A 19747-nucleotide genomic window follows, 5' to 3' on the forward strand; every position below is an offset into this window, starting at 1 on the left:
TGCGTGTCAGACGGAGGACGACGTCACACGCGCGACCAGAGCAGCGCGCGAGTCGTCCTCGCTGGCGAGCACTCCGCCGTTGGCGACGAAGTCCGCGGCCACCTCTTCGAACATGATCCGCACATCCTGGCGCCGGGCACCGAGGGCGTCGACCGCGGCATCCGTCACGGCCTCGGCGAAGGCGCGACGCTGGTCGACGGTGCGACCGGGGAGAAGTTCCACTCTGATGTTCGGCATGGCCAGAGCCTAGGACATCCCGAGCGGGCGGCAGACCTTCGAGGGCTAATGTGAGTCCATGGACCTGAGAGTCGCCGCGTACGCGGTCGTCACCGATGACGACGATCGGATCCTGCTCGCCCGGTGGACCGAGGGCCGTCGCGTCGCGTGGACGATGCCGGGCGGCGGACTCGAGCCCGGCGAGGACCCCGAGGATGCCGTGCGCCGAGAACTCCGGGAGGAGACCGGATATTCGGTGAAGGTCGGCGAACTGCTCGGCATCCACTCCCGGGTGATCCCTGCCGGCCGACGCGTGCAGAAGTCCGACACGGCGCTGCACACGCTGCGGATCCTGTACCGCGCCGAGGTCACCGGTGGACGCCTGCGTTTCGAGCAGGACGGGTCGACCGATATGGCCGGCTGGTTCAGCGTCGCGGCCGCGAAAGAGCTGCACCGCGTCAAGCTCGTCGACATCGCCCTCCGCATGGCCGGCATCCTCTGACCCGGCGCACCCCGGATGCGAGGATGGGGCGATGAGCATCATCCCCGTCTCCGCCCTCCGCAACGTCCGGCCGTGGGGGCGCGACGCCGTCGACATCGTCATCGACGACGACGTCATCTCGGCGATCCGTCCGGCATCTGACGCCCCGGTCCAGCAGGGTGAGATCGACGGACGAGGGATGCTGGCACTGCCCGGCCTCGTCAACACCCACGCCCACGTGGACAAGTCGTGGTGGGGACTGCCGTGGCAGTCCTACGGCGGAGAGGGCGGCACGGACGGCCGCATCCGGCACGAGCGCGCACGCCGCGATGAGCTCGGCATCCCGAGCGTCGGCATCACCGCCGCCGTACTGGCCGAATTCGTCCGTCACGGCACGACCGCGGTCCGCACGCACGTCGATGTGGATCTCGGGATCGGGATGCGCGGGATCGAAGCGGTCCGCGAGGCGTTCGCCGCCTACGACGGCGCGCTCACGAGTGAGATCGTCGCCTTCCCGCAGGACGGCGTGCTGCGCCGCCCCGGCGTGCTGGAACTGCTCGCGGATGCCGCGGCCGCGGGCGTCGAGCACATCGGCGGGCTAGATCCGGCGGGAATCGATCGCGATCCGGTCGGGCAGCTCGACGGCCTGTTCGCGATCGCGGTCGAGCACGGTTGCGGCCTCGACATCCATCTGCACGACGGCGACGAGCTCGGGCTGTTCCAGTTCGAGCTGATCCTGGACCGGGTCGAGCGTCTCGGCCTCGTCGGAAAGGTCAACATCGCGCACGGCTTCGCGATCGGCTCGGCCGCGCCGTCACGGCGGCGCGACCTGCTGCAGCGCATGGCCGGGCTGGGGGTGACGATGACGACCGTCGCGCCTCTGGGGCTGCCGCAGCTGAGCCTGCACGCGTTCGACGCGGAGGGCGTGCGGTTCGGGCTCGGCACCGACGGCATCCGGGACCTGTGGAGCCCCTACGGAACCGGAGATCTGCTCGGGATCGCGCGGCAGTACAGCCGGGCGTCCGGTCTCGTTCGCGACGAGGACCTCACGCGCGTGATGGAGATCGCGACGGGCGCGAGCATGCCGTTCGTGGGTCGGGAGGCGACGGACCTCGCCGTCGGCGCGCGGGCCGACATCGTGGTTCTGGATGCCGAGAACCCGATGGATGCCCTCGTCCGCACGCCCGATCGCGAGCATACGATCGCGGGCGGCCGGCGGGTGTTCTCCCGCTGACAGAACCTCGCGGTGGTTAGGGCTCAGGAACCGAGATGTCGGCCACCGTCGCGCCGTAGGCGGCGATGAGGTCGTCGGCCTCGACGAAGAGGCTGTAGCCGTGCGCACCCGCACCCATGGCGACCCGCTGGCCGACGATCGACTCGTCGGCATAGACCGGCCAGTCCGTGGTGCTGCCGATCGGCACGATGGTTCCGCGCTCGTAGCCGGTCGCAGCGAGGGCGAGCTCGGGCTCCGGCAGACGCAGCTTGTTCACTCCGACGACGGCGCGCAGCTTCGGCCACGAGATGGACCGGCCGCCGGGGATCAGCGCGAACAGGTATTCGCCGTTCCCTGAGCTTGTCGAGCGCTTGACGACGAGCGTCTTCACAATGCCCGACGGTTGGATGCCGAGCAGCTCGGCGGCCTCGTGGAGACTGCGTGCCTGCGGCCGCTCGCGGATCTCGATCTCGAGACCACGGGCGGCCGCCGCATCCTTGACCCTGGAGTGGGGATCGGTCACGCGTTCGGCGCGGACAGCGGGTCGTCCGCGACCCAGAGCTCGTCATCGGCGCGCAGAGCCTGCCACGCGGCGTAGAGCACGCCGACGGCGGCAGCGGCACCGAGGATGATCGCGACGACCGAACCGATGCCGGGGCCCTTCTTCGACGGCGCCGGGGCTGCGACGAGGCCGTGGCGCTTCGCGTTCGCGACGTCCCAGGCCGAGAGCGCCGAACCGACGACACCGCCGACGATCGGAACGACCTTGTCATCGACGACGTGCTTGCCGAAGCGCACGCTCTGGTCGACGACCGGTGCCACCCTGCGGTTGTACGCGTCCTGAACGACAGGAACGACCTGCTCGCTGTTGATCTTGCCGAGCTGGCGGCCGGCCTCGCGCGCGACAGTCGCGGCCTGGCCGACGAGCACCTGCTGGGACTCCCACAGCTTGTTCGCGTCGTTCTGCAGACGACGCAGTTCCTTCTTCCGCTTTCGGCTGAGGCTCACGATGCTCTCCTGTCCATTGGAGTACGGGTTCCCCATCATGCCAGACGCGGCTGGATGCGGGCAGAGTTTGTGGGCACCCTTGCCAGGGATCTCCGATCGCGCTAAGCGATCACGCGCGGCATCCAGGCCATCCCGGGGCGCGCTCTGCGAGAATAGGTGCATGCCTCACGCTTCTCACGTCGCAACTCTGCACACCAACCACGGCGACATCGTCGTCAACCTCTTCGGCGACCACGCCCCGAAGACGGTCGCGAACTTCGTCGGCCTCGCCGACGGATCGAAGGACTGGACGCACCCCGCCACCGGCAAGCCCGGTGAGGGACCCCTCTACAAGGACGTCATCTTCCACCGCATCATCCCGAACTTCATGATCCAGGGCGGCGACCCGCTCGGTCAGGGCGTCGGCGGCCCCGGCTACAACTTCGACGACGAGATCAACATGGAGCTCGACTTCAACGAGCCCTACATCCTCGCGATGGCCAACGCAGGTCTGCGTCGCAACGCGATCACGGGCAAGGCCGAGGGCACCAACGGCTCGCAGTTCTTCATCACCACGGACCCGACCCCGTGGCTGCAGGGCAAGCACACCATCTTCGGCGAGGTCGCCGACGACGCGTCCCGCGCGGTCGTCGACGCGATCGCCGCCGTCCCGACGGCTCCCGGCGACCGCCCGATCGAGCCCGTCGTGCTGCAGTCGATCGACATCGTCGCGGCCTGACCGACCTCCTCTGCCGATCCGGATGACGAACACCGAATTCGCGAGCAATCGCGACAACTTCTGCTATCGGCATCCGGATCGGCAGAGCTTCGTGCTCTGCCAGCGCTGCATGCGCACGATCTGCCCCGAATGCCAGACGCAGGCCGCCGTCGGCGTCATCTGCCCGGAGTGCCTGAAGGACCAGAAGAAGAACCGCACCCCGGCCCAGAAGAAGGCGGATCGCCGCTGGAACGGCGGGCGGTCGATCCTCGCCCCCGCCACCGGCAGGCCGGTCGTCACGTACGCGATCATCGCGCTGACGGCGTTCGTCTGGCTGCTGACCCTGATCCCCGGCATCGGCGACAGCATCAAGGGCGCTCTGCTCTTCAACGCCGTCTATCTGTATCCGGACCTCAACGGCGGTGTCTTCGAGCCGTGGCGCGTACTCACCGCTGCCCTCGTGCACAGCGGGATCTGGCACATCGGCTTCAACATGCTCTCGCTGTGGATCATCGGCAGGACCCTGGAACCGATGCTCGGGCGCTGGCGCTTCCTCACGCTCTACGTGCTCAGTGCGGTCGGCGGCTCCGTCGCGGTCGCCTGCATCGAGCCGCTGCAGTCGGTGCTCGGAGCCTCCGGTGCCGTCTTCGGTCTCTTCGGGGCGCTGATCATCATCGGCCGCCACATGGGAGCGAACGTCACCGGCATTCTCGTGATCATCGGGCTGAACCTCGTGATCGGGTTCGTACCCGGCTTCAACATCGCCTGGCAGGCGCACATCGGCGGTGCGGTCGTCGGCCTGCTCGTCGCCCTGATCTTCACGCGCACCAAGCGGAGGGATCAGCGGCTCTGGCAGATCCTCTGGCTCGTGGCGCTCGGGCTGGGGCTCGTCGCGCTGCTGGCCTTCGTTCCGCCGGCCGTCATGCTGGCCTGACCAGAGCGTGCACACCGTGTGAATAACACCGGTGTAATTCTCCCCAGCCTGTGGATGAGCTTGTGGATAACTCGTCCCCGGTGCGAAACGGAAGAACCCCCTCACCGTTGCGGTGAGGGGGTTCTTCTGCAGAGATCGCGGGCGTCAGCGCCAGCGCGTGGTCATGAGGAAGCCGATCAGCGCGATGCCGAGGCCGATGGCGAGGTTCCAGGACTGGATGCCGGGGATCGGGTACTGCATCCCCGAGATGTAGAACACGAGGATCCACGCGAGCCCGAGCAGCATGAAGCCGACCATGACGGGCTTGAACCAGACGGCGTTGGGCGCCTGCTCGCCTTCCGCGCGCTCGACGACGGGTTCTTCGCTCTTGCGGTCTCGTGCCATGGGGACATTCTACCCATGAGGCCCGGGAACACCCGCGTCCTCCCGGCTGACGTTCACGCGGAACGGATAGGATCGCGCCTGTGACTGCAACCGCCGTGCCCGAGACCCGTCGCGCGCGACGTCGACGTCAGCGTCCTCGCGCGACGTTCACGAGCGTGCTGGGCGAGCTGTTGCTCACGGCAGGTGTTCTGGTCATGCTGTTCGTCGCCTGGCAGATGTGGATCGGCGACATCATCATCAGCGCGCAGCACAACGCCGAAGGCGCAGCCGTGTCGCAGGAATGGGCGAGTCAGCCCGCGCCGGAGCCACCCCCCGTCGTCACGGATGACGAGACCGGCGAGACGTACTACGAGCCGCCGATCCTCGCCCACCCCGGCGACGGCGAAGAGTTCGCGCGGATGCTCATCCCGCGTTTCGGCGGCGACTACAACGTCGCGGTGGCCGGCGGAACCAGCCGGGCGGTGACGCTGGACAAGATCGGGATCGGCGTCTACGACCAGTCGAAGATGCCGGGCGAGGTAGGGAACTTCTCGGTGGCCGGACACCGGACGACCTGGGGCAAGCCGCTCAACAAGATCGACAAGCTCCGTACCGGCGACGCGATCGTCGTCGAGACGCCCGAGGGCTGGTACACCTATCGGTTCCGCACGCTCGAGTACGTCACCCCTGCGCAGGTCGACGTGCTGCTCGACGTCCCGCAGATGCCCGGCGTCGAGACCGGCGAGCGGTACATCACCCTGACGGCCTGCTCGCCGCTGTACTCGCTCGCCGAGCGCATCGTCGCCTACGGTGTCTTCGAGGGCTTCCAGCCCCGCGCCGAGGGTCCGCCCGATTCCCTCGCCCCCGTCGAAGTCGCCCCGCCGTCCATCTAAGGAGCCCCACGATGTACGCAGCTCTCTGGCGCATCCTCCCCGGCCCCTGGTGGCTGCGGGTGTTCATCCTGCTCGTACTCGTCGCGGCGGTCCTGTACGGACTCTTCTTCTACGTCTTCCCCTGGATCGCGCCGATCATCACCCCGGGCGAGGTCGACCTGGAATGACCGTGCGGGTGCTCGTGGTCGACAACCACGACAGCTTCGTGCACACCGTCGTCGGCTATCTGCACGAGCTCGGCGCCTCGACGACGGTCGTCGAAGCGGATGCCGTGGATGCACGCGGCATCGACGCGCTGTTCGCCGACGCCGACGCCGTGATGCTGTCGCCCGGTCCTGGTCGGCCCCGCGATGCCGGCGCCTCGGTCGAGGTCGTCTCGCTCGCGGCCGAGCGACGGATGCCGGTGCTCGGCGTGTGCCTCGGCCATCAGGCGATCGGGGCGGCCTTCGGCGTCGAGGTCTCCGAAGCGCCGGAGCTGATGCACGGCATGGTCTCCCGGATCGCTCACGACTCGTCAGCGCTGTTCGACGGCATCCCGTCTCCCTTCGCCGCCGGACGCTACCACTCGCTCGCTCTCGCCGAACCCGACCTGCCGGACGAGCTCGTCGTCACCGCACGTGCCGAGCACGGCACGGTCATGGCGATCGCGCACCGAGAGCTGCCGATCCTCGGGGTGCAGTTCCACCCGGAGAGCGTCCTGACCGAGGGCGGCTACCGCCTGCTCGCGAACTGGCTCGCCCTGATCGGCGATCCGGATGCTGTGGCCCGCGCCGCCGAGCTCAGCCCGCTGTCCCTTTCCGACCCGGGGTCGAAGAAGCCCATCTAGAGGCGGCGAAGGTCGTCTTCAGCGACCCGGGGTCGAGAAGGGCCGGGTGGGTCGGGCTATTCGCCGCTGCAGTAGCGCAGCTCGACGGGCGAGTGCACCGGCACATCACCCGGGGCGAGCGACATCGACATCACCGTCGGCGGGTCCACCGCAGGGCAGCTCGTGTCGGGCGTCGGAACCGCCTGGAGTCCCACGCTCTCGAGTTCTGCGGTGGCGGCGTCCACCGTGAAGCCTTCGAGGTTCTTCAGCGCGACCATGCCGCTCGCGACGACGAGGTCGACGGTCGTACCAGGGGGCAGCTCGTCGCCGTCCTCGATCTGCTCGTCGGCCACGCTGGCCTCGAGCACGACACCGGCGGGTTGATCGGAGCTGCTGGCCGGCCGGATCGTGCCGAGCTGAAGGCCGGCCTCGCTCAGCGCCTTCTCGGCGTCGGCCTGCGACATGCCGACGAGCCGCGGAACCTCGACCGTCTCCGCGCCGCTGGACACGTAGACGGTGATCTCGGTCTCCTGCTCGACGGTGGTGCCGGCTTCCGGGTCAGTGCGCGTGACGTTGCCCTCGGCGATGTCGGAGCTCGGCTCCATGACGAGGGTGGAGGTGAGGTTGAGCTCCTCGAGCGCCTCCTGAGCGCGCTCGGAACTGACGTCCACGAGATCGGGGACGGAGCGCGACGAGGACTGCACGCTCGGGCCCTGCACGGTGACGACCCAGAACAGCACCGAGGCCAGCAGCACGGCGAGCAGGGCGACGCCCGCCCAGATCCATGCCACCGGCGGACCGGACTGCGTCCGAGCCATGGTCGTGTCGGTCGAGAGCTGGCGCAGGGTGCGTGCGGTCTCCTGCGCGGCCCGGGGGCTCGGCCCGTAGAGCTCGCTGGTGAGAGCGCCGATCTGCTTCTTGCTCGGCGCCTTGCCGCCGAAGGCGGTGTCGAGCGCGGCACGGAAGCTCGCGGCATCCGGATACCGCTGGTACGGATCCTTCGCGAGCGCACGGAGAACGATCGGGTCGAGCGCGCCGGGGGAGAGCTCGTTCACCTCGGTCGGCGGCACCGGCGTCTCGCTGACGTGCTGGTACGCGACCGCCACCGGCGAATCGCCGCGGAACGGCTGGCGCCCGGTGAGCAGCTCGTAGAGGACCACGCCCGTGGAATACAGGTCGGTCCGGCCGTCGACGGGCTCGCCCTTGGCCTGCTCGGGCGAGAAGTAAGCGGCGGTGCCGATGATCTGGGTCGTCTCCGCGACGGTGGACGACGAGTCCGAAACGGCGCGGGCGATGCCGAAGTCCATCACCTTGACCTGGCCCTTGGGCGTCACCATGACGTTGCCTGGCTTGATGTCGCGGTGGATGACGCCGGCCTTGTGCGAGTACTCCAGGGCCTCGAGGATGCCGTCGACGTAGCGCACGGCATCCGCAGCCGGGACGGGGCCGTCGGCGATGATCGCCTTCAGCAGCGTCCCTTCGACGAGCTCCATCACGATGTACGGGACCGGCTGCGCCCCCGAGACGTCCTCGCCGGCGTCGAAGACGCGGACGATGGACGGGTGCGACATCCGGGACGCGGCCTGCGCCTCGAGACGGAACCGGGTGCGGAATGCCGTGTCGCGCGCGAGGTCGGGGTCGAGGATCTTGATCGCGACGTCGCGACCGAGGGTCAGGTCGTAACCGCGGTAGACCTTCGCCATTCCGCCGTGGCCGATGAGCTGGTCGACGCGGTAGCGGTCCGCGAGGACGCGTTGCTCTGTGGACACGTAGGACCCCCTTGCGTTGACGACTGCTGACTGCCTACCAAGGCTACCCTTCGGCGTCTGCGCCCGCGTCTGCCTCGCCGCCCGCATCCGCCTCGCCCTCGGCCGGCGGAGTGGTCGGCTTCGGGGACGACGGAGCCTGGATGGCGACCGTCATCTGCGGGGATGCGCCGGAGGGGCGGTCACCGCCGCAGAACGCCTGGTAGGTCGCCGTGACGTTCTGCCCGGCGGTGTCGGCGTCGATCGTGATCTCGGCGCTGCGCTCGGCCGGCGTGAAGCTGCGGGTGGTCGTGCCGTCGGCGAACGTCGCGTTCGTGATGGTGACCTCGTAGGAGCTCAGCGCGGGCACACCGGACGGGCAGGTGTAGTTCGTCCAGTTCAGCGTGGCCGTCTTGCCGGCGATCGCATCGCCGGAGAGCGTCGGAGCGGACTCCGGCGCACTGACGGCGACGACCTCGGCGAACAGCGTGAGCGTGAGGGGAGTGCCCGGCTCGACCATGCCGGTCGGCTCGACGCTCTGCACGGTGCCGACCTGCTCGGCCGTGGCGGCCGGCGTCGAACCCGTGACGCAACTGGCGTCGAGGTCGACCGCGGCGGCGGCGGCGACCGCCGCGTCGCAGGTCATTCCGGCAAGGCCCAGCTCGCCGACGTTGATCCGCGGATCCTCGCTCGGCGTCGGGTCGGGCGTCGGAGTCTGCGACTGCGTGGTCGGCGGAGGCGTCGTGGGCTTCTCCTCCGGGTCGCCGGACAGCAGCGCGATGATCGTGCCGCCGACCGCGAGCAGCAGGATGACGATGAGGGCGATCAGCGGCCACGTCCACGGGCTGCGCTTCTTCTTCTTCGTCTCGTCGACCGCATCGTCGGTCTCGAGGGCGGCCGTCGTGGTGAGGATGCGGGTGGCATCGTCACCGGCGGTGTCCATCATGCGCGTCGCCTCGTCGGCGACGCCGCCGGTGGCGATGGCGGGAACGGCGATGGCGGCCGAGTTCAGGTCGCCGCGACGCAGCGCCTGAGCGGCGCGCGCGACGGTCGCCGACGAGCTCGGCCGGTCCCCCGGCTTCTTGGCGATCATCGCCATGACGAGGTTCTGCACGGGGATCGGCACGGTCGGCGGCAGCGGCGGAGGCTGCTCGTTGATCTGCGCCATCGCGATCGCGACCTGCGACTCACCCGTGAACGGGCGCTTGCCGGCCAGCGACTCGTACGCGACGATGCCGAGCGAGTAAGTGTCCGTCGCAGGGGACGCCGGGTGACCCGACGCCTGCTCGGGCGACAGGTACTGCACCGTGCCCATCACCTGACCGGTGGCTGTCAGCGGCACCTGGTCGGCGATGCGGGCGATGCCGAAGTCGGTGATCTTCACACGACCGTCCGGCGTGATCAGCAGGTTCCCCGGCTTGATGTCGCGATGCACGAGGCCGGCGGCGTGCGCGGCCTGCAGTGCGGCGGCGGTCTGCGCGACGATGTCGAGCGTCTTGTCGGCGCTGAGGGCCCCGTCCCGCTCGAGGACCGTCGAGAGCGCCTCTCCGGGCACGAGCTCCATGACGAGGTAGGCGCTGCCGTTCTCCTCGCCGTAGTCGAACACGCTCGCGATGCCCTCATGGTTGACGAGTGCGGCGTGCCGGGCCTCGGCGCGGAAGCGCTCGAGGAACCCGGGGTCCCCCATGTACTCGTCCTTGAGGATCTTGATGGCGACCGTACGACCGATCACATGATCGGTGGCCTCCCAGACCTCGCCCATGCCGCCGATCGCGATCCGCGACTGGAGCTCGTAGCGTCCACCGAACGACACACCCTGCGTCGGCCTCATTTGTTCAGCACCGCCTCAATGACCTTCTTCGCAATCGGAGCGGCAATCGAATTGCCGGATCCGGACTGACCCTTACCACCGCCGTCTTCGACGACGACTGCCACCGCCACCTGCGGATCATCCGCGGGGGCGAAACCTGTGAACCACAACGTGTACGGCTCGGTGTCACCGTTCTCTGCCGTACCCGTCTTACCGGCGACGTCGACCCCGTCTATTCTCGCATTAGACGCGGCTCCGGAAGCGACACTCGCGACCATGGCGTTCGTGACGTCCTGCGCGACCGACTCGTCGACGGCGCGGCCGAACTCGGTGTTCTCGAACGCCCTCTGTGTCGACAGGTCGTCGCCGATCACGGCATCCACCATCCGCGGGTTCATCACGACGCCGTCGTTGGCGAGTCCTGCCGACACCATGGCCATCTGCAGCGGGGTCGCCCGGACGTCGCCCTGGCCGAAACCGGTGAGGGCGACCTGATCGTCGCTGAGGCCCTGGGGGTACGTCGACGCGGTCGAGGGCGTCGGGGTGTCGAACGAGAGGTCGAAGCCGTACGCCTCGGCGGTCTCGCGCATCGCGTCTTCGCCGACCGCGACGGCCAGCTGTGCCATCGGGATGTTGCAGCTGAGCCGGATCGCGTCGGCGATCGAGACGGTCTCGCCAGGGCCGCACGTTCCGCCGCCGGAGTTCGAGATCTGCTGGCTGGTGCCGGGGAGCGTGTACCGCGCCGGGTTCGGCAGCGTCGACTGGGGCGTCCATTCCCCGGTCGAGAACGCGGCGGAGGCGGTGACGAGCTTGAACGTCGATCCCGGTGGGTTGAGGCTGCCCGCGATGGCCCGGTTGTAGAGCGGGTTGTCGGCCGCGGCCTCCAGCTCGTCGTGCGTGGTGCTGACGGCTGCGACGTCGTGCGAGGCCAGCAGGTTGGTGTCGTAGCTCGGCGAGGAGGCGAGGGCGAGGATGCGGCCGGTGGACGGCTCGATCGCGACTACGGCGCCCTCGAGCCCGTTCAACGCCTCGTAGGCGACGCGCTGAACCTCGGCATCCAAGGACAGGGAGATGCTCGAACCGGTCTGCGGCTGGCCGGAGACGATGCGCTCGATCTCGGCGAAGAATGCGCCGGCGCCGGTGCCGGAGAGCTCGGCGTTCATCGCCTTCTCGAGACCGGTCGAAGACTGCAGTGCCGGGTTGAAGTAGCCCGTGACGGGCGCCCACATCGCAGCATCCGTGTAGACGCGCTGGAAGGCGTAGGTGTCGTCGGCCGGGATCGAGGTCGCGATCGGCGTGCCGGAGGCGATGATCGACCCGCGCTGGATCTCGTAGCTGTCGAGCAGAGTGCGCTTGTTGTTCGTGTTCTGGGCCAGGGCGTCGGCTTCGACGACTTGGATCCAGCTGGTCGCGATGAACAGCGACAGGAACATCGCGAGCATGATGATGCTGAGGCGGCGCAGTTCCTTCGTCATCCGATCACCACCCTCGGCTGGCGGCGCACGCCGTCGGAGATCCGCAGCAGCAGCGCGACGATGAGCCAGTTCGCGACCAGCGACGAGCCGCCGGCGGCGAGGAACGGGGTCGTGAGGCCGGTCAGCGGGATGAGCCGCGTGACGCCGCCGACCATGATGAACACCTGCAGGGCGATCGTGAACGACAAGCCGGTCGCGAGCAGCTTTCCGAAATCGTCCTGCCCGGCCATCCCGATCCGGATGCCGCGGCTGATGAACACCATGTAGAGACTGAGGATCGCGAATATGCCCACGAGTCCGAGCTCTTCGCCGAGGCTCGGGATGATGTAGTCGCTGTGCGCGAGCGGGGTGACCTGCGGGCGGCCGAGGCCGAGGCCTGTGCCGATGAGGCCGCCGTGTGCCAGGCCGAAGATGCCCTGCTGGAGCTGGAAACCCGCGCCCTGGGGGTCGACGACGCTCGGATCGAACGCGTAGAGCCAGTTCGTGAAGCGTCCGCGCACGTAGCTGAGGATCTGCGTCGCGAGGAACACGCCCACCGCGACGAGGGCGAGGCCGATGACGACCCAGCTGGTCTTCCCGGTGGCGACGTAGAGCATGGCGATGAACATGCCGAAGATCAGGACACCGGTGCCGAGGTCGCGCTGGAACACGATGATGCCGAGCGAGATCAGCCAGACGACGATGACGGGGCCGAGCTCGCGGGCGCGCGGCCACGTGATCCCGAGGAAGCGGGTGCCGACCGAGGTCAGGCTCTCGCGGGTGCGGACGAGGTAGCCGGCGAAGAAGATCGCCAGGCACAGCTTCGCCAGCTCGCCCGGCTGGAAGGAGATGAATCCGCCCAGCGACACCCACACGTCGGCGTTCGCGTCGGTGACGCGGAGTCCTGGGACGAATGGGAGCAGCAGCAGGATGATACCGGCCAGGCCGAAGATGTACGTGTAGCGGAACAGCACGCGGTAGTTGCGCAGGGCGATCACGAGGGCGATGGCCAGCGCGATCGAGATCGCGGTCCACGCGAGCTGCTTGGAGGAGTAGGCGCCCCAGCCTGTGAGGCTCTTCGCGATGTCGATGCGGTAGATCATCGCGATGCCGAGTCCGGTCAGCAGCGTGGCGATCGGGACGACGAACGGGTCGGCGTCGCTGGCGACGATCCGCAGCACGATGTGCAGGGCGAACACCAGCACGGCCAGGGCGCCGGCGATGAACAGGATCATCGGGTCGATCGCTCCGAGGGCGCCGAGCTGGACGAGCGCGAGGGCGCCGCCGCTGAGCAGGCAGGCGAAGAGCAGCAGCCAGAACTCGCGGTTGCGCTGCGTCTGCGGCAGCCGCATCTTCTTGAGGGCCTTGATGACCGCGGTATCGGCGGCGACGTCGGTGCTCACGGTGTCCCCCCGTCCGTGGTGGGCGCGGGGGTCGGCGTCGGAGTGGCGGTCTGCTGCGCCTCGTCGGCCTTGACGGCATCCGCTCCGGCCTGCAGACGCTCGACGATGGCCTCGGCATCCGAGAGGGAGCGGGCGTTGATCGTGCGCTCGACGGACGCGCGCTGGTACGGCGGCAGGTCGGCGAGGAGGATGTCGGTGTCCTCGATGGGCGTCGACAGCGTGATCGGACCGATGTTCTGCTGGACGCCCTGGAAGATCACGACACTGTCTTCATCGGCGCCGACGAAGTAGCGCGTCTGGGTCCAGTTGTAGGCGAGCAGACCGGCGCCGGCGAGGGCGAGGAGGGCGACGAGGAGGGCGCTGATCCAGCCGACGCGCCGGCGCTTCGCGCGGCGCTTGTCCTCTTCGATGAGCTCTTCGAGGTAGTCGGCGGCCGGTTCGAAGTGCGTCGGCTCGTTGGCGGCCTGCCGTACCGGGTGCAGCCAGCTGCTGCGGCCGGCTCGGGCCGCAGGGACCAGGATGCCGGACGGATTGGATGCCGAGCCGACGATGGTCGCGGTGCCGGAGGAGAGCGGATGCTGCCCGCCCACGTCGACCAGCACGATCGTGACGTTGTCGGGTGCGCCGCCGTCGAGGGCCTGCTTGAGCAGGGTGTCGGCGGTGCGGCCGGGGGCGAGGCCCTGGCGCATGACCTTGGCGACGTGCAGTTCGTCGACCACGCCGGACAGGCCGTCGGAGCAGAGCAGCCAGCGGTCGCCCGGGAGCGTGGGCATGACGAACATGTCCAGCTCCGGGTCGTTGTCCATGTCGCTGAGCACGCGCATGAGCACCGAGCGGCGCGGGTGGTAGCGCGCCTCCTCCGGCGTGATGCGGCCGGAGTCGACGAGGCGCTGGACGAACGTGTGGTCCGCGGTGATCTGCGTCAGCTCGTCGTCGCGGAAGAGGTAGATGCGCGAGTCGCCGATGTGGCCGATGACGGCGTACTCGTCGACCATGATGATCGCGCTGACGGTGGTGCCCAGGCCGGCGAGTTCCGGGCGGTCCTTGGCGGCGCGGATCAGATCACCGGCGGCCGTGGTGACGGCGGCCTGGAGAGAGGCCTGCGCGTCATCGGTCGTGGCGTAGCCGGTGTCGAGCGGGGCGAGGCGCTGGATCGCGACGCTCGAGGCGACATCGCCGCCGGCGTGACCGCCCATGCCGTCGGCGACGGCGAACAGGTTCGCTCCGGCGTAACCGGAGTCCTGGTTGTTGGAGCGGACCTTCCCGGTGTGGGAGATCGCGGCGCTCGAGCCCTCGAAGACCATGCCGCGCTCAGGCTCGCAGTTCGAAGGTTGTGGCGCCCACCTTGACGGGGATGCCGATGCCGATCGCGGCCGGACCACCGGTGAGGCGCTTGCCGTCGAGATAGGTGCCGTTCGTCGAGTCGAGGTCCTGGACGGTCCAGGTGCCGCCGCGCAGCATCAGGCGCGCATGGTGGCTGGAGGTGTAATCGTCGCGGATGACGAGACCGGATTCGCTGGAGCGCCCGATCGTCATCGGCTCGCTGCCGAGCGGGATCTCCAGCCCTGCCTTCGGGCCGGACGTGATGACGATGCGCATGGCGCTGCTGGCGGTCGCCGGGGCGCCGGTCTTGGCAACGGGTGCCGGTGCCTTGGCTGCGATGCCGGAGGCCGGGGTCGTGGCCGGCGTGGAGACGGCCGCCGCCGGGGCGGGAGCGGGGGTCGCAGCCGCGGCTTCGGCGGGGAGCTTTCGTGCACGGACGCCGAAGAGATCGGCACGCAGCGAATAGACGACGCCGAATACGAAGAACCACAGCAGCAGGAGGAACCCGATGCGCAGAAGGAGGAGGACCAGTTCGCTGGGAGTGCTCACGGGCTCACCCCGAAGGCGCGCGTCGCGTCGTCGTCCCGGCGCTGCGGCGAGGCGACCGGGACGATCCGGAACACGAGGTCCGTGCGGCCGATGGTGATCGTGGTGTCGGATTCCAGGCGCGCTTCGCGCACCTTCTCCCCGTTGACCTTGGTGCCGTTGGTCGAACCGAGGTCGCGCATCATGGCGCGCTCGCCGTCCCAGAGGATCTCCGCATGGCGTCGGCTCGACCCGGCATCCGAGATGGTGATGTCGGCGTCGCTGCCGCGCCCGATGACGGTGCGTGAGCGGGAGACGGAGTGGCGACGGCCGTCGACGTCGACGACGGCCTGCCAGGTGACGCGTCCTTCGACCGTCGTCGAATTGACGCGCACGGTGCCCGTGGCGACCTTCTCGTCGGCCTCGAGGGCGACGCTGAGCGGGCCGGCGAAGCTGTACCCCTGGGTCTTGCCGTGCTTCGTGAGGAGGGCGAGGAGCTCGTCGATGAGGGGGCGACCGACGGACTGCATCCGCTCGGCATCGTCGGGGCTGAGGCGTACGAGGTAGCTGTTGGGCGCGATGATGCGATCGCGGCTGACGATCGCGGCCTTGGTGTCGGCCTCGCGCCGCAGGGCGGAGGCGATCTCCACCGGCTGGATGCCGCTGCGGAAGGTCTTCGCGAACGCGCTGTTGACCGCGCGCTCGAGACCCTTCTCAAAGCTGTCAAGTAGTCCCACGGGGCTCCTCTGGCATGCCGACTGGTACGGCCATCGTAGTCAGGTGTCCTGAGTGAACGCCCTCCGGGCGCGCGATTGCGGGGATGCGGGGGTGATGGGCCGCGCGAGCCGGCCGTCGAGTGGGCCGCGAGGGGAATGCGTGTGGGCCGTGCGGGGGATGCGTGTGGGCCGTGAGACTTGGTTTGCGGGGTGACACTTGGCTGGGCAACGGAAGCCTCGCCCCGCAAAGTACGTTTCGCGGCTCCGGTTGGCGGCGACGGTGCCGGTTTCACCGACCGTCTGAACGCGTGATATCCTCGGGAAGTTGAGTTCTTCGGAACGAGACGCTCGCGCGAGTGGCGGAATAGGTAGACGCGCTGGCTTCAGGTGCCAGTGTTCGCAAGGACGTGGGGGTTCAAGTCCCCCCTCGCGCACCGGATGGCCCCGGATCTTCGGATTCGGGGCCTTTGTCGTTTCCGGGTGCAGGTTAGCCGCCCGCGATGCCCCGACACCGCCCTCCTCCAGGAGCCGTGCCGCGCCGTATTCCCGCCTTGACCGGAATACCCCCCATGGGTATATGGTTGGATCAATCACATACCCCTCCTGGGTACTCTGAACGAGACGAGAGGAAACGCCATGAGCACCACCGAATACCAGGTCACCGGAATGACATGCGGCCACTGCGAGATGTCCGTCCGCGGCGAGGTCGGTCAGGTCGCCGGCGTCACCGGCATCCAGGTCAGCGCCTCCGACGGCAGGCTCGTCGTCACCAGCGACGCTCCGGTGGACGACGCGGCCATCCTCGCCGCCGTCGACGAGGCCGGGTACGCAGCGGTGCGCGCCTGATGAACACCGCGGGCCGCCTGGGTCTCTACGGCGCGGGCCTCGTGATCGCGTTCGGCGCCGCCTACCTGGCCGCCGGCGCGATCGTGCCGGAGAGCACGGTCGCCGCGTGGAGCCAGGCGAGCCACGCGGACGACCAATCGCACAGTACCGAACCGGCGCAGCAGAACACGCAGGAGAAGAAGGAGCAGGACGTGAGCGGTACGACCATCTCGGCATCCGGATTCACCCTCGGACCCATCGGCGCCCCGCCGGCGGCAGGCGCCGACGGTGAACTGTCCTTCCGCATCCTCACCGCCGCCGGCGAGCCCGCCACGACCTACGACACGGCCCACGGCAAGCAGCTGCACCTGATCGTGGTCCGAAACGACGGCACGCAGTACCGCCACGTCCACCCCGAGCTGGATACCGCCACCGGTGTCTGGTCGCTCCCGTGGACCTGGGATGCCGCGGGCACCTACCGCATCTACACCGACTTCGTCTCCGACGGCACGGCCGCGACGCTGTCGCGCACGATCGATGTCGCCGGCACCCTGACCCCGGCCCCGGCGACCGAGGTCATCCGGACCGCATCCGTCGACGGCTTCGACGTCGCCATCTCCGGCGATCTGGTCGCGGGAGCCGACAGCGAGCTCACCGTCGAGGTGACCCGCGACGGAGAACCCGTCACCGCCCTCGAACCGTACTTGGGCGCGTTCGGCCACCTCGTCGCCCTCCGCGACGGCGACCTCGCCTACCTGCACGTCCACGCGCACGGCGACGAACCGCAGCCGGGCGACACCGCCGGCCCCGCGGTCGACTTCACCGCCGGCGTCCCGTCCGCCGGGCGCTACCTGCTCTACCTGGACTTCCAGGTCGACGGGCAGGTCCACACCGCGCAGTTCGTCCTGGATGCGGCGGCATCCGATGCCGCTCCCGACCACGGGTCCGACGGCGGCGGCGACCACGGCGGACACTGACACCGAGAAACCACGAACGAGACGAGAAACCACCGCTGGAGTGGTTTCTCGCGCGGGGAGTGATTTCTCGCGAACCGACCCTGAGGAGACACACATGAGCGACACGACAAGCGACGTCGCCAGCGTCGAGCTGGAGATCGGCGGCATGACGTGCGCTTCCTGCGCCATGCGCATCGAGAAGAAGCTCAATCGCCTGGACGGCGTGACGGCCACCGTGAACTACGCGACTGAGAAGGCCAAGGTCACTGCCCCCGCCGGTTTCGACCCCGCGCTGCTCATCGCCGAGGTCGAGAAGACCGGCTACACCGCCGAGCTCCCCGCCCCGCCCTCCGACACCCGCGCGGCCGACGACGAGGACGCTCCGGATGCCGAGCTCACCGGCCTCCGCAACCGCCTGATCGTGTCCGCCGTGCTGACCGTGCCCGTCATCGCGATGGCGATGATGCCCGCGCTGCAGTTCCCGTACTGGCAGTGGCTGTCTCTCACGCTCGCCGCCCCCGTCATCGTGTGGGGCGCGTGGCCGTTCCACAAGGCGGCCTGGACCAACCTCCGCCACGGCGCCGCCACGATGGACACGCTCATCTCGATGGGCACGATCGCGGCGTTCGCGTGGTCGCTGTACGCGCTGTTCTTCGGAACCGCCGGCGTTCCCGGCATGACCCACGCGTTCGAGCTGACCGTCGCCCCGAGCGACGGTGCCGCCAACATCTACCTCGAGGTCGGCGCCGGAGTGACGACGTTCATCCTCGCCGGCCGCTACTTCGAGAAGCGCTCGAAGCGCCAGGCCGGTGCGGCGCTGCGCGCGCTGCTCGAACTCGGTGCGAAGGACGTCGCCGTGCTGCGGAATGGCGTCGAGACCCGCATCCCGATCGCCGATCTGACCGTGGGCGACGAGTTCATTGTGCGCCCCGGCGAGAAGATCGCCACGGACGGCGTCGTCGTCTCTGGAACCTCCGCGGTAGACGCCTCGATGCTGACCGGCGAATCCGTCCCGGTCGAAGTGGGCCCAGGGGATGCCGTCACCGGCGCGACCGTGAACGCCGGCGGCCGCCTCGTCGTCCGCACCACCCGCGTCGGCGCCGACACCCAGCTCGCGCAGATGGCCAAGCTCGTCGAGGACGCGCAGTCCGGCAAGGCCGACGTGCAGCGTCTCGCCGACAAGGTGTCCGGAATCTTCGTGCCGATCGTCATCGCGATCGCCGTGGTGACGCTCGGCGCGTGGCTGGGTGCAGGATTCCCCGCGTCCGCCGCCTTCACCGCCGCCGTCGCGGTCCTCATCATCGCGTGCCCCTGCGCGCTCGGCCTCGCCACGCCGACCGCCCTGCTGGTCGGCACCGGGCGCGGCGCGCAGATGGGCATCCTCATCAAGGGCCCCGAGGTGCTCGAGTCGACCCGCAACGTCGACACGATCGTGCTCGACAAGACCGGGACGGTCACGACGGGACGCATGACGCTCGTCGACGTGCACACCGCGGACGGCGTGGATCGCGCCGACCTGCTGCGTCTCGCCGGCGCCCTCGAAGATGCCTCGGAACACCCCATCGCGCAGGCCATCGCCAAGGCGGCCACCCAGGAGTTCGGCGCGCTCCCGGCGTCGGAGGGCTTCACCAACATCGAGGGCAAGGGCGTGCAGGGCATCGTCGATGGGCACGCCGTGCTCGTCGGGCGCGAATCCCTGCTGGCCGATTGGGCGCAGCCCCTCCCCGCCGACCTCGCCGCCGCGAAGAGCGAGGCCGAGCGGCAGGGTCGCACGGCCATCGCCGTCGGCTGGGATGGTCTGGCCCGCGGCATCCTGGTGGTGTCGGATGCCGTGAAGCCCACGAGTGCTCAGGCGATCGCCCAGCTGAAGGCCCTCGGCCTGACGCCGATCCTGCTCACCGGAGACAACCGCGCCGCCGCCGAGCAGATCGCGGCCGAGGTCGGCATCGACACCGTGATCGCCGAGGTGCTGCCCGCCGACAAGGTCGACGTCGTCACCCGACTGCAGGCCGAGGGGAAGGTGGTCGCGATGGTCGGCGACGGCGTCAACGACGCAGCCGCCCTCGCGCAGGCCGACCTGGGCCTCGCGATGGGCACCGGCACCGACGTCGCGATCGAAGCGAGCGACATCACGCTGGTGCGCGGCGATCTGCGCAGCGCCGCCGATGCGATCCGGCTCTCGCGCCGGACGCTCGGCACGATCAAGGGCAACCTGTTCTGGGCGTTCGCCTACAACGTCGCGGCGATCCCGCTCGCGGCGCTCGGCCTGCTCAACCCCATGCTCGCCGGAGCCGCCATGGCGTTCTCCAGCGTGTTCGTCGTCGGCAACAGCCTGCGCCTGCGGTCCTTCCGCAGCCAGGCGACGGATGCCTGACTCGCC

The 19747-nt window shown here is 69.2% G+C and carries 21 protein-coding genes and 1 tRNA gene; 11 read left to right on the plus strand and 11 right to left on the minus strand.

Annotated features, from left to right (window positions below):
* Positions 1-6: 6 nt before the first annotated feature.
* Entirely contained in the window at positions 7-237 is a 231-nt protein-coding gene (locus M2317_RS08415; RefSeq protein WP_429459140.1) for a tautomerase family protein, read from the minus strand.
* A gap of 58 nt (positions 238-295) precedes the next feature.
* Between M2317_RS08415 and M2317_RS08420 the strand changes: the two genes are divergently transcribed.
* A complete protein-coding gene (locus M2317_RS08420) occupies positions 296-718 on the plus strand; it encodes an NUDIX hydrolase (RefSeq protein ID WP_429459142.1) in 423 nt (140 codons plus the stop codon).
* 31 nt (positions 719-749) lie between these two features.
* Entirely contained in the window at positions 750-1931 is a 1182-nt protein-coding gene (locus M2317_RS08425; RefSeq protein ID WP_429459144.1) for an amidohydrolase family protein, read from the plus strand.
* Between the two features lie 16 nt (positions 1932-1947).
* Here the strand turns inward: M2317_RS08425 and M2317_RS08430 are convergent, their stop codons facing one another.
* Positions 1948-2433: an aminoacyl-tRNA deacylase gene (locus tag M2317_RS08430; protein WP_429459146.1), complete on the minus strand. Its 486-nt coding sequence runs from the start codon at positions 2431-2433 to the stop codon at positions 1948-1950.
* Positions 2430-2918, minus strand: a complete 489-nt coding sequence (locus M2317_RS08435) for a DNA helicase (RefSeq protein ID WP_429459148.1) — start codon at positions 2916-2918, stop codon at positions 2430-2432. Before M2317_RS08435 ends, M2317_RS08430 begins: the two co-directional genes overlap by 4 nt.
* 160 nt (positions 2919-3078) lie before the next feature.
* On the opposite strand from M2317_RS08435, the gene M2317_RS08440 reads away from it, so the two are divergent.
* Both M2317_RS08440 and M2317_RS08445 read left to right on the plus strand, forming a co-directional pair.
* Positions 3079-3636: a peptidylprolyl isomerase gene (locus tag M2317_RS08440; RefSeq protein ID WP_429459150.1), complete on the plus strand. Its 558-nt coding sequence runs from the start codon at positions 3079-3081 to the stop codon at positions 3634-3636.
* Between the two features lie 22 nt (positions 3637-3658).
* Positions 3659-4549 (plus strand): rhomboid family intramembrane serine protease, encoded by an 891-nt coding sequence (locus tag M2317_RS08445; RefSeq protein WP_429459151.1) that lies wholly within the window; start codon positions 3659-3661, stop codon positions 4547-4549.
* Between the two features lie 144 nt (positions 4550-4693).
* Here the strand turns inward: M2317_RS08445 and M2317_RS08450 are convergent, their stop codons facing one another.
* A complete protein-coding gene (locus tag M2317_RS08450; RefSeq protein ID WP_429459153.1) occupies positions 4694-4933 on the minus strand; it encodes a cell division protein CrgA in 240 nt (79 codons plus the stop codon).
* A gap of 80 nt (positions 4934-5013) precedes the next feature.
* Between M2317_RS08450 and M2317_RS08455 the strand changes: the two genes are divergently transcribed.
* Genes M2317_RS08455 through M2317_RS08465 form a run of 3 tightly spaced genes read left to right on the plus strand, consistent with a single transcriptional unit; the run spans position 5014 to position 6631 of the window.
* Positions 5014-5805: a class E sortase gene (locus M2317_RS08455; protein ID WP_429459154.1), complete on the plus strand. Its 792-nt coding sequence runs from the start codon at positions 5014-5016 to the stop codon at positions 5803-5805.
* A gap of 11 nt (positions 5806-5816) precedes the next feature.
* Positions 5817-5972, plus strand: coding sequence for a hypothetical protein (locus M2317_RS08460; RefSeq protein WP_429459156.1), 156 nt, complete (start codon positions 5817-5819; stop codon positions 5970-5972).
* Positions 5969-6631, plus strand: coding sequence for an anthranilate synthase component II (locus M2317_RS08465; protein ID WP_429459158.1), 663 nt, complete (start codon positions 5969-5971; stop codon positions 6629-6631). Before M2317_RS08460 ends, M2317_RS08465 begins: the two co-directional genes overlap by 4 nt.
* Positions 6632-6687: 56 nt before the next feature.
* On the opposite strand, the gene pknB is transcribed toward M2317_RS08465, so the two are convergent.
* Genes pknB through M2317_RS08500 form a run of 7 tightly spaced genes read right to left on the minus strand, consistent with a single transcriptional unit; the run spans position 6688 to position 15607 of the window.
* Entirely contained in the window at positions 6688-8379 is a 1692-nt protein-coding gene (pknB, locus tag M2317_RS08470) for a Stk1 family PASTA domain-containing Ser/Thr kinase (protein ID WP_429459160.1), read from the minus strand.
* Between the two features lie 43 nt (positions 8380-8422).
* On the minus strand, positions 8423-10186 hold the full coding sequence (locus tag M2317_RS08475) for a serine/threonine-protein kinase (protein WP_429459161.1): 1764 nt from the start codon (positions 10184-10186) through the stop codon (positions 8423-8425).
* Positions 10183-11640, minus strand: a complete 1458-nt coding sequence (locus M2317_RS08480; RefSeq protein WP_429459163.1) for a peptidoglycan D,D-transpeptidase FtsI family protein — start codon at positions 11638-11640, stop codon at positions 10183-10185. The genes M2317_RS08475 and M2317_RS08480 overlap by 4 nt, the downstream gene beginning before the upstream one ends.
* Positions 11637-13022: an FtsW/RodA/SpoVE family cell cycle protein gene (locus tag M2317_RS08485; protein ID WP_429459165.1), complete on the minus strand. Its 1386-nt coding sequence runs from the start codon at positions 13020-13022 to the stop codon at positions 11637-11639. The genes M2317_RS08480 and M2317_RS08485 overlap by 4 nt, the downstream gene beginning before the upstream one ends.
* Positions 13019-14326, minus strand: a complete 1308-nt coding sequence (locus M2317_RS08490) for a PP2C family protein-serine/threonine phosphatase (RefSeq protein ID WP_429459167.1) — start codon at positions 14324-14326, stop codon at positions 13019-13021. Before M2317_RS08490 ends, M2317_RS08485 begins: the two co-directional genes overlap by 4 nt.
* Before the next feature lie 7 nt (positions 14327-14333).
* Positions 14334-14894: an FHA domain-containing protein FhaB/FipA gene (locus M2317_RS08495; protein WP_429459169.1), complete on the minus strand. Its 561-nt coding sequence runs from the start codon at positions 14892-14894 to the stop codon at positions 14334-14336.
* Entirely contained in the window at positions 14891-15607 is a 717-nt protein-coding gene (locus M2317_RS08500; RefSeq protein WP_429459171.1) for an FhaA domain-containing protein, read from the minus strand. Before M2317_RS08500 ends, M2317_RS08495 begins: the two co-directional genes overlap by 4 nt.
* 329 nt (positions 15608-15936) lie before the next feature.
* On the opposite strand from M2317_RS08500, the gene M2317_RS08505 reads away from it, so the two are divergent.
* The 4 genes from M2317_RS08505 to M2317_RS08520 all read left to right on the plus strand — a co-directional run bounded on the left by M2317_RS08505 (position 15937) and on the right by M2317_RS08520 (position 19741).
* Positions 15937-16020, plus strand: a tRNA-Leu gene (locus M2317_RS08505).
* Between the two features lie 202 nt (positions 16021-16222).
* Positions 16223-16432 carry a heavy-metal-associated domain-containing protein gene (locus M2317_RS08510; protein WP_429459173.1) on the plus strand — a complete coding sequence of 70 codons (210 nt, stop codon included), beginning with the start codon at positions 16223-16225 and terminating at the stop codon, positions 16430-16432.
* Positions 16432-17388, plus strand: coding sequence for a heavy-metal-associated domain-containing protein (locus M2317_RS08515; RefSeq protein WP_429459175.1), 957 nt, complete (start codon positions 16432-16434; stop codon positions 17386-17388). The genes M2317_RS08510 and M2317_RS08515 overlap by 1 nt, the downstream gene beginning before the upstream one ends.
* 94 nt (positions 17389-17482) lie before the next feature.
* Complete coding sequence (locus M2317_RS08520; protein ID WP_429459177.1) at positions 17483-19741, plus strand: heavy metal translocating P-type ATPase; 2259 nt, start codon at positions 17483-17485, stop codon at positions 19739-19741.
* The last annotated feature ends 6 nt before the right edge of the window (positions 19742-19747 follow it).

Source organism: Microbacterium sp. ZKA21 (assembly GCF_050434165.1).
Taxonomy (GTDB): Bacteria; Actinomycetota; Actinomycetes; order Actinomycetales; family Microbacteriaceae; genus Microbacterium.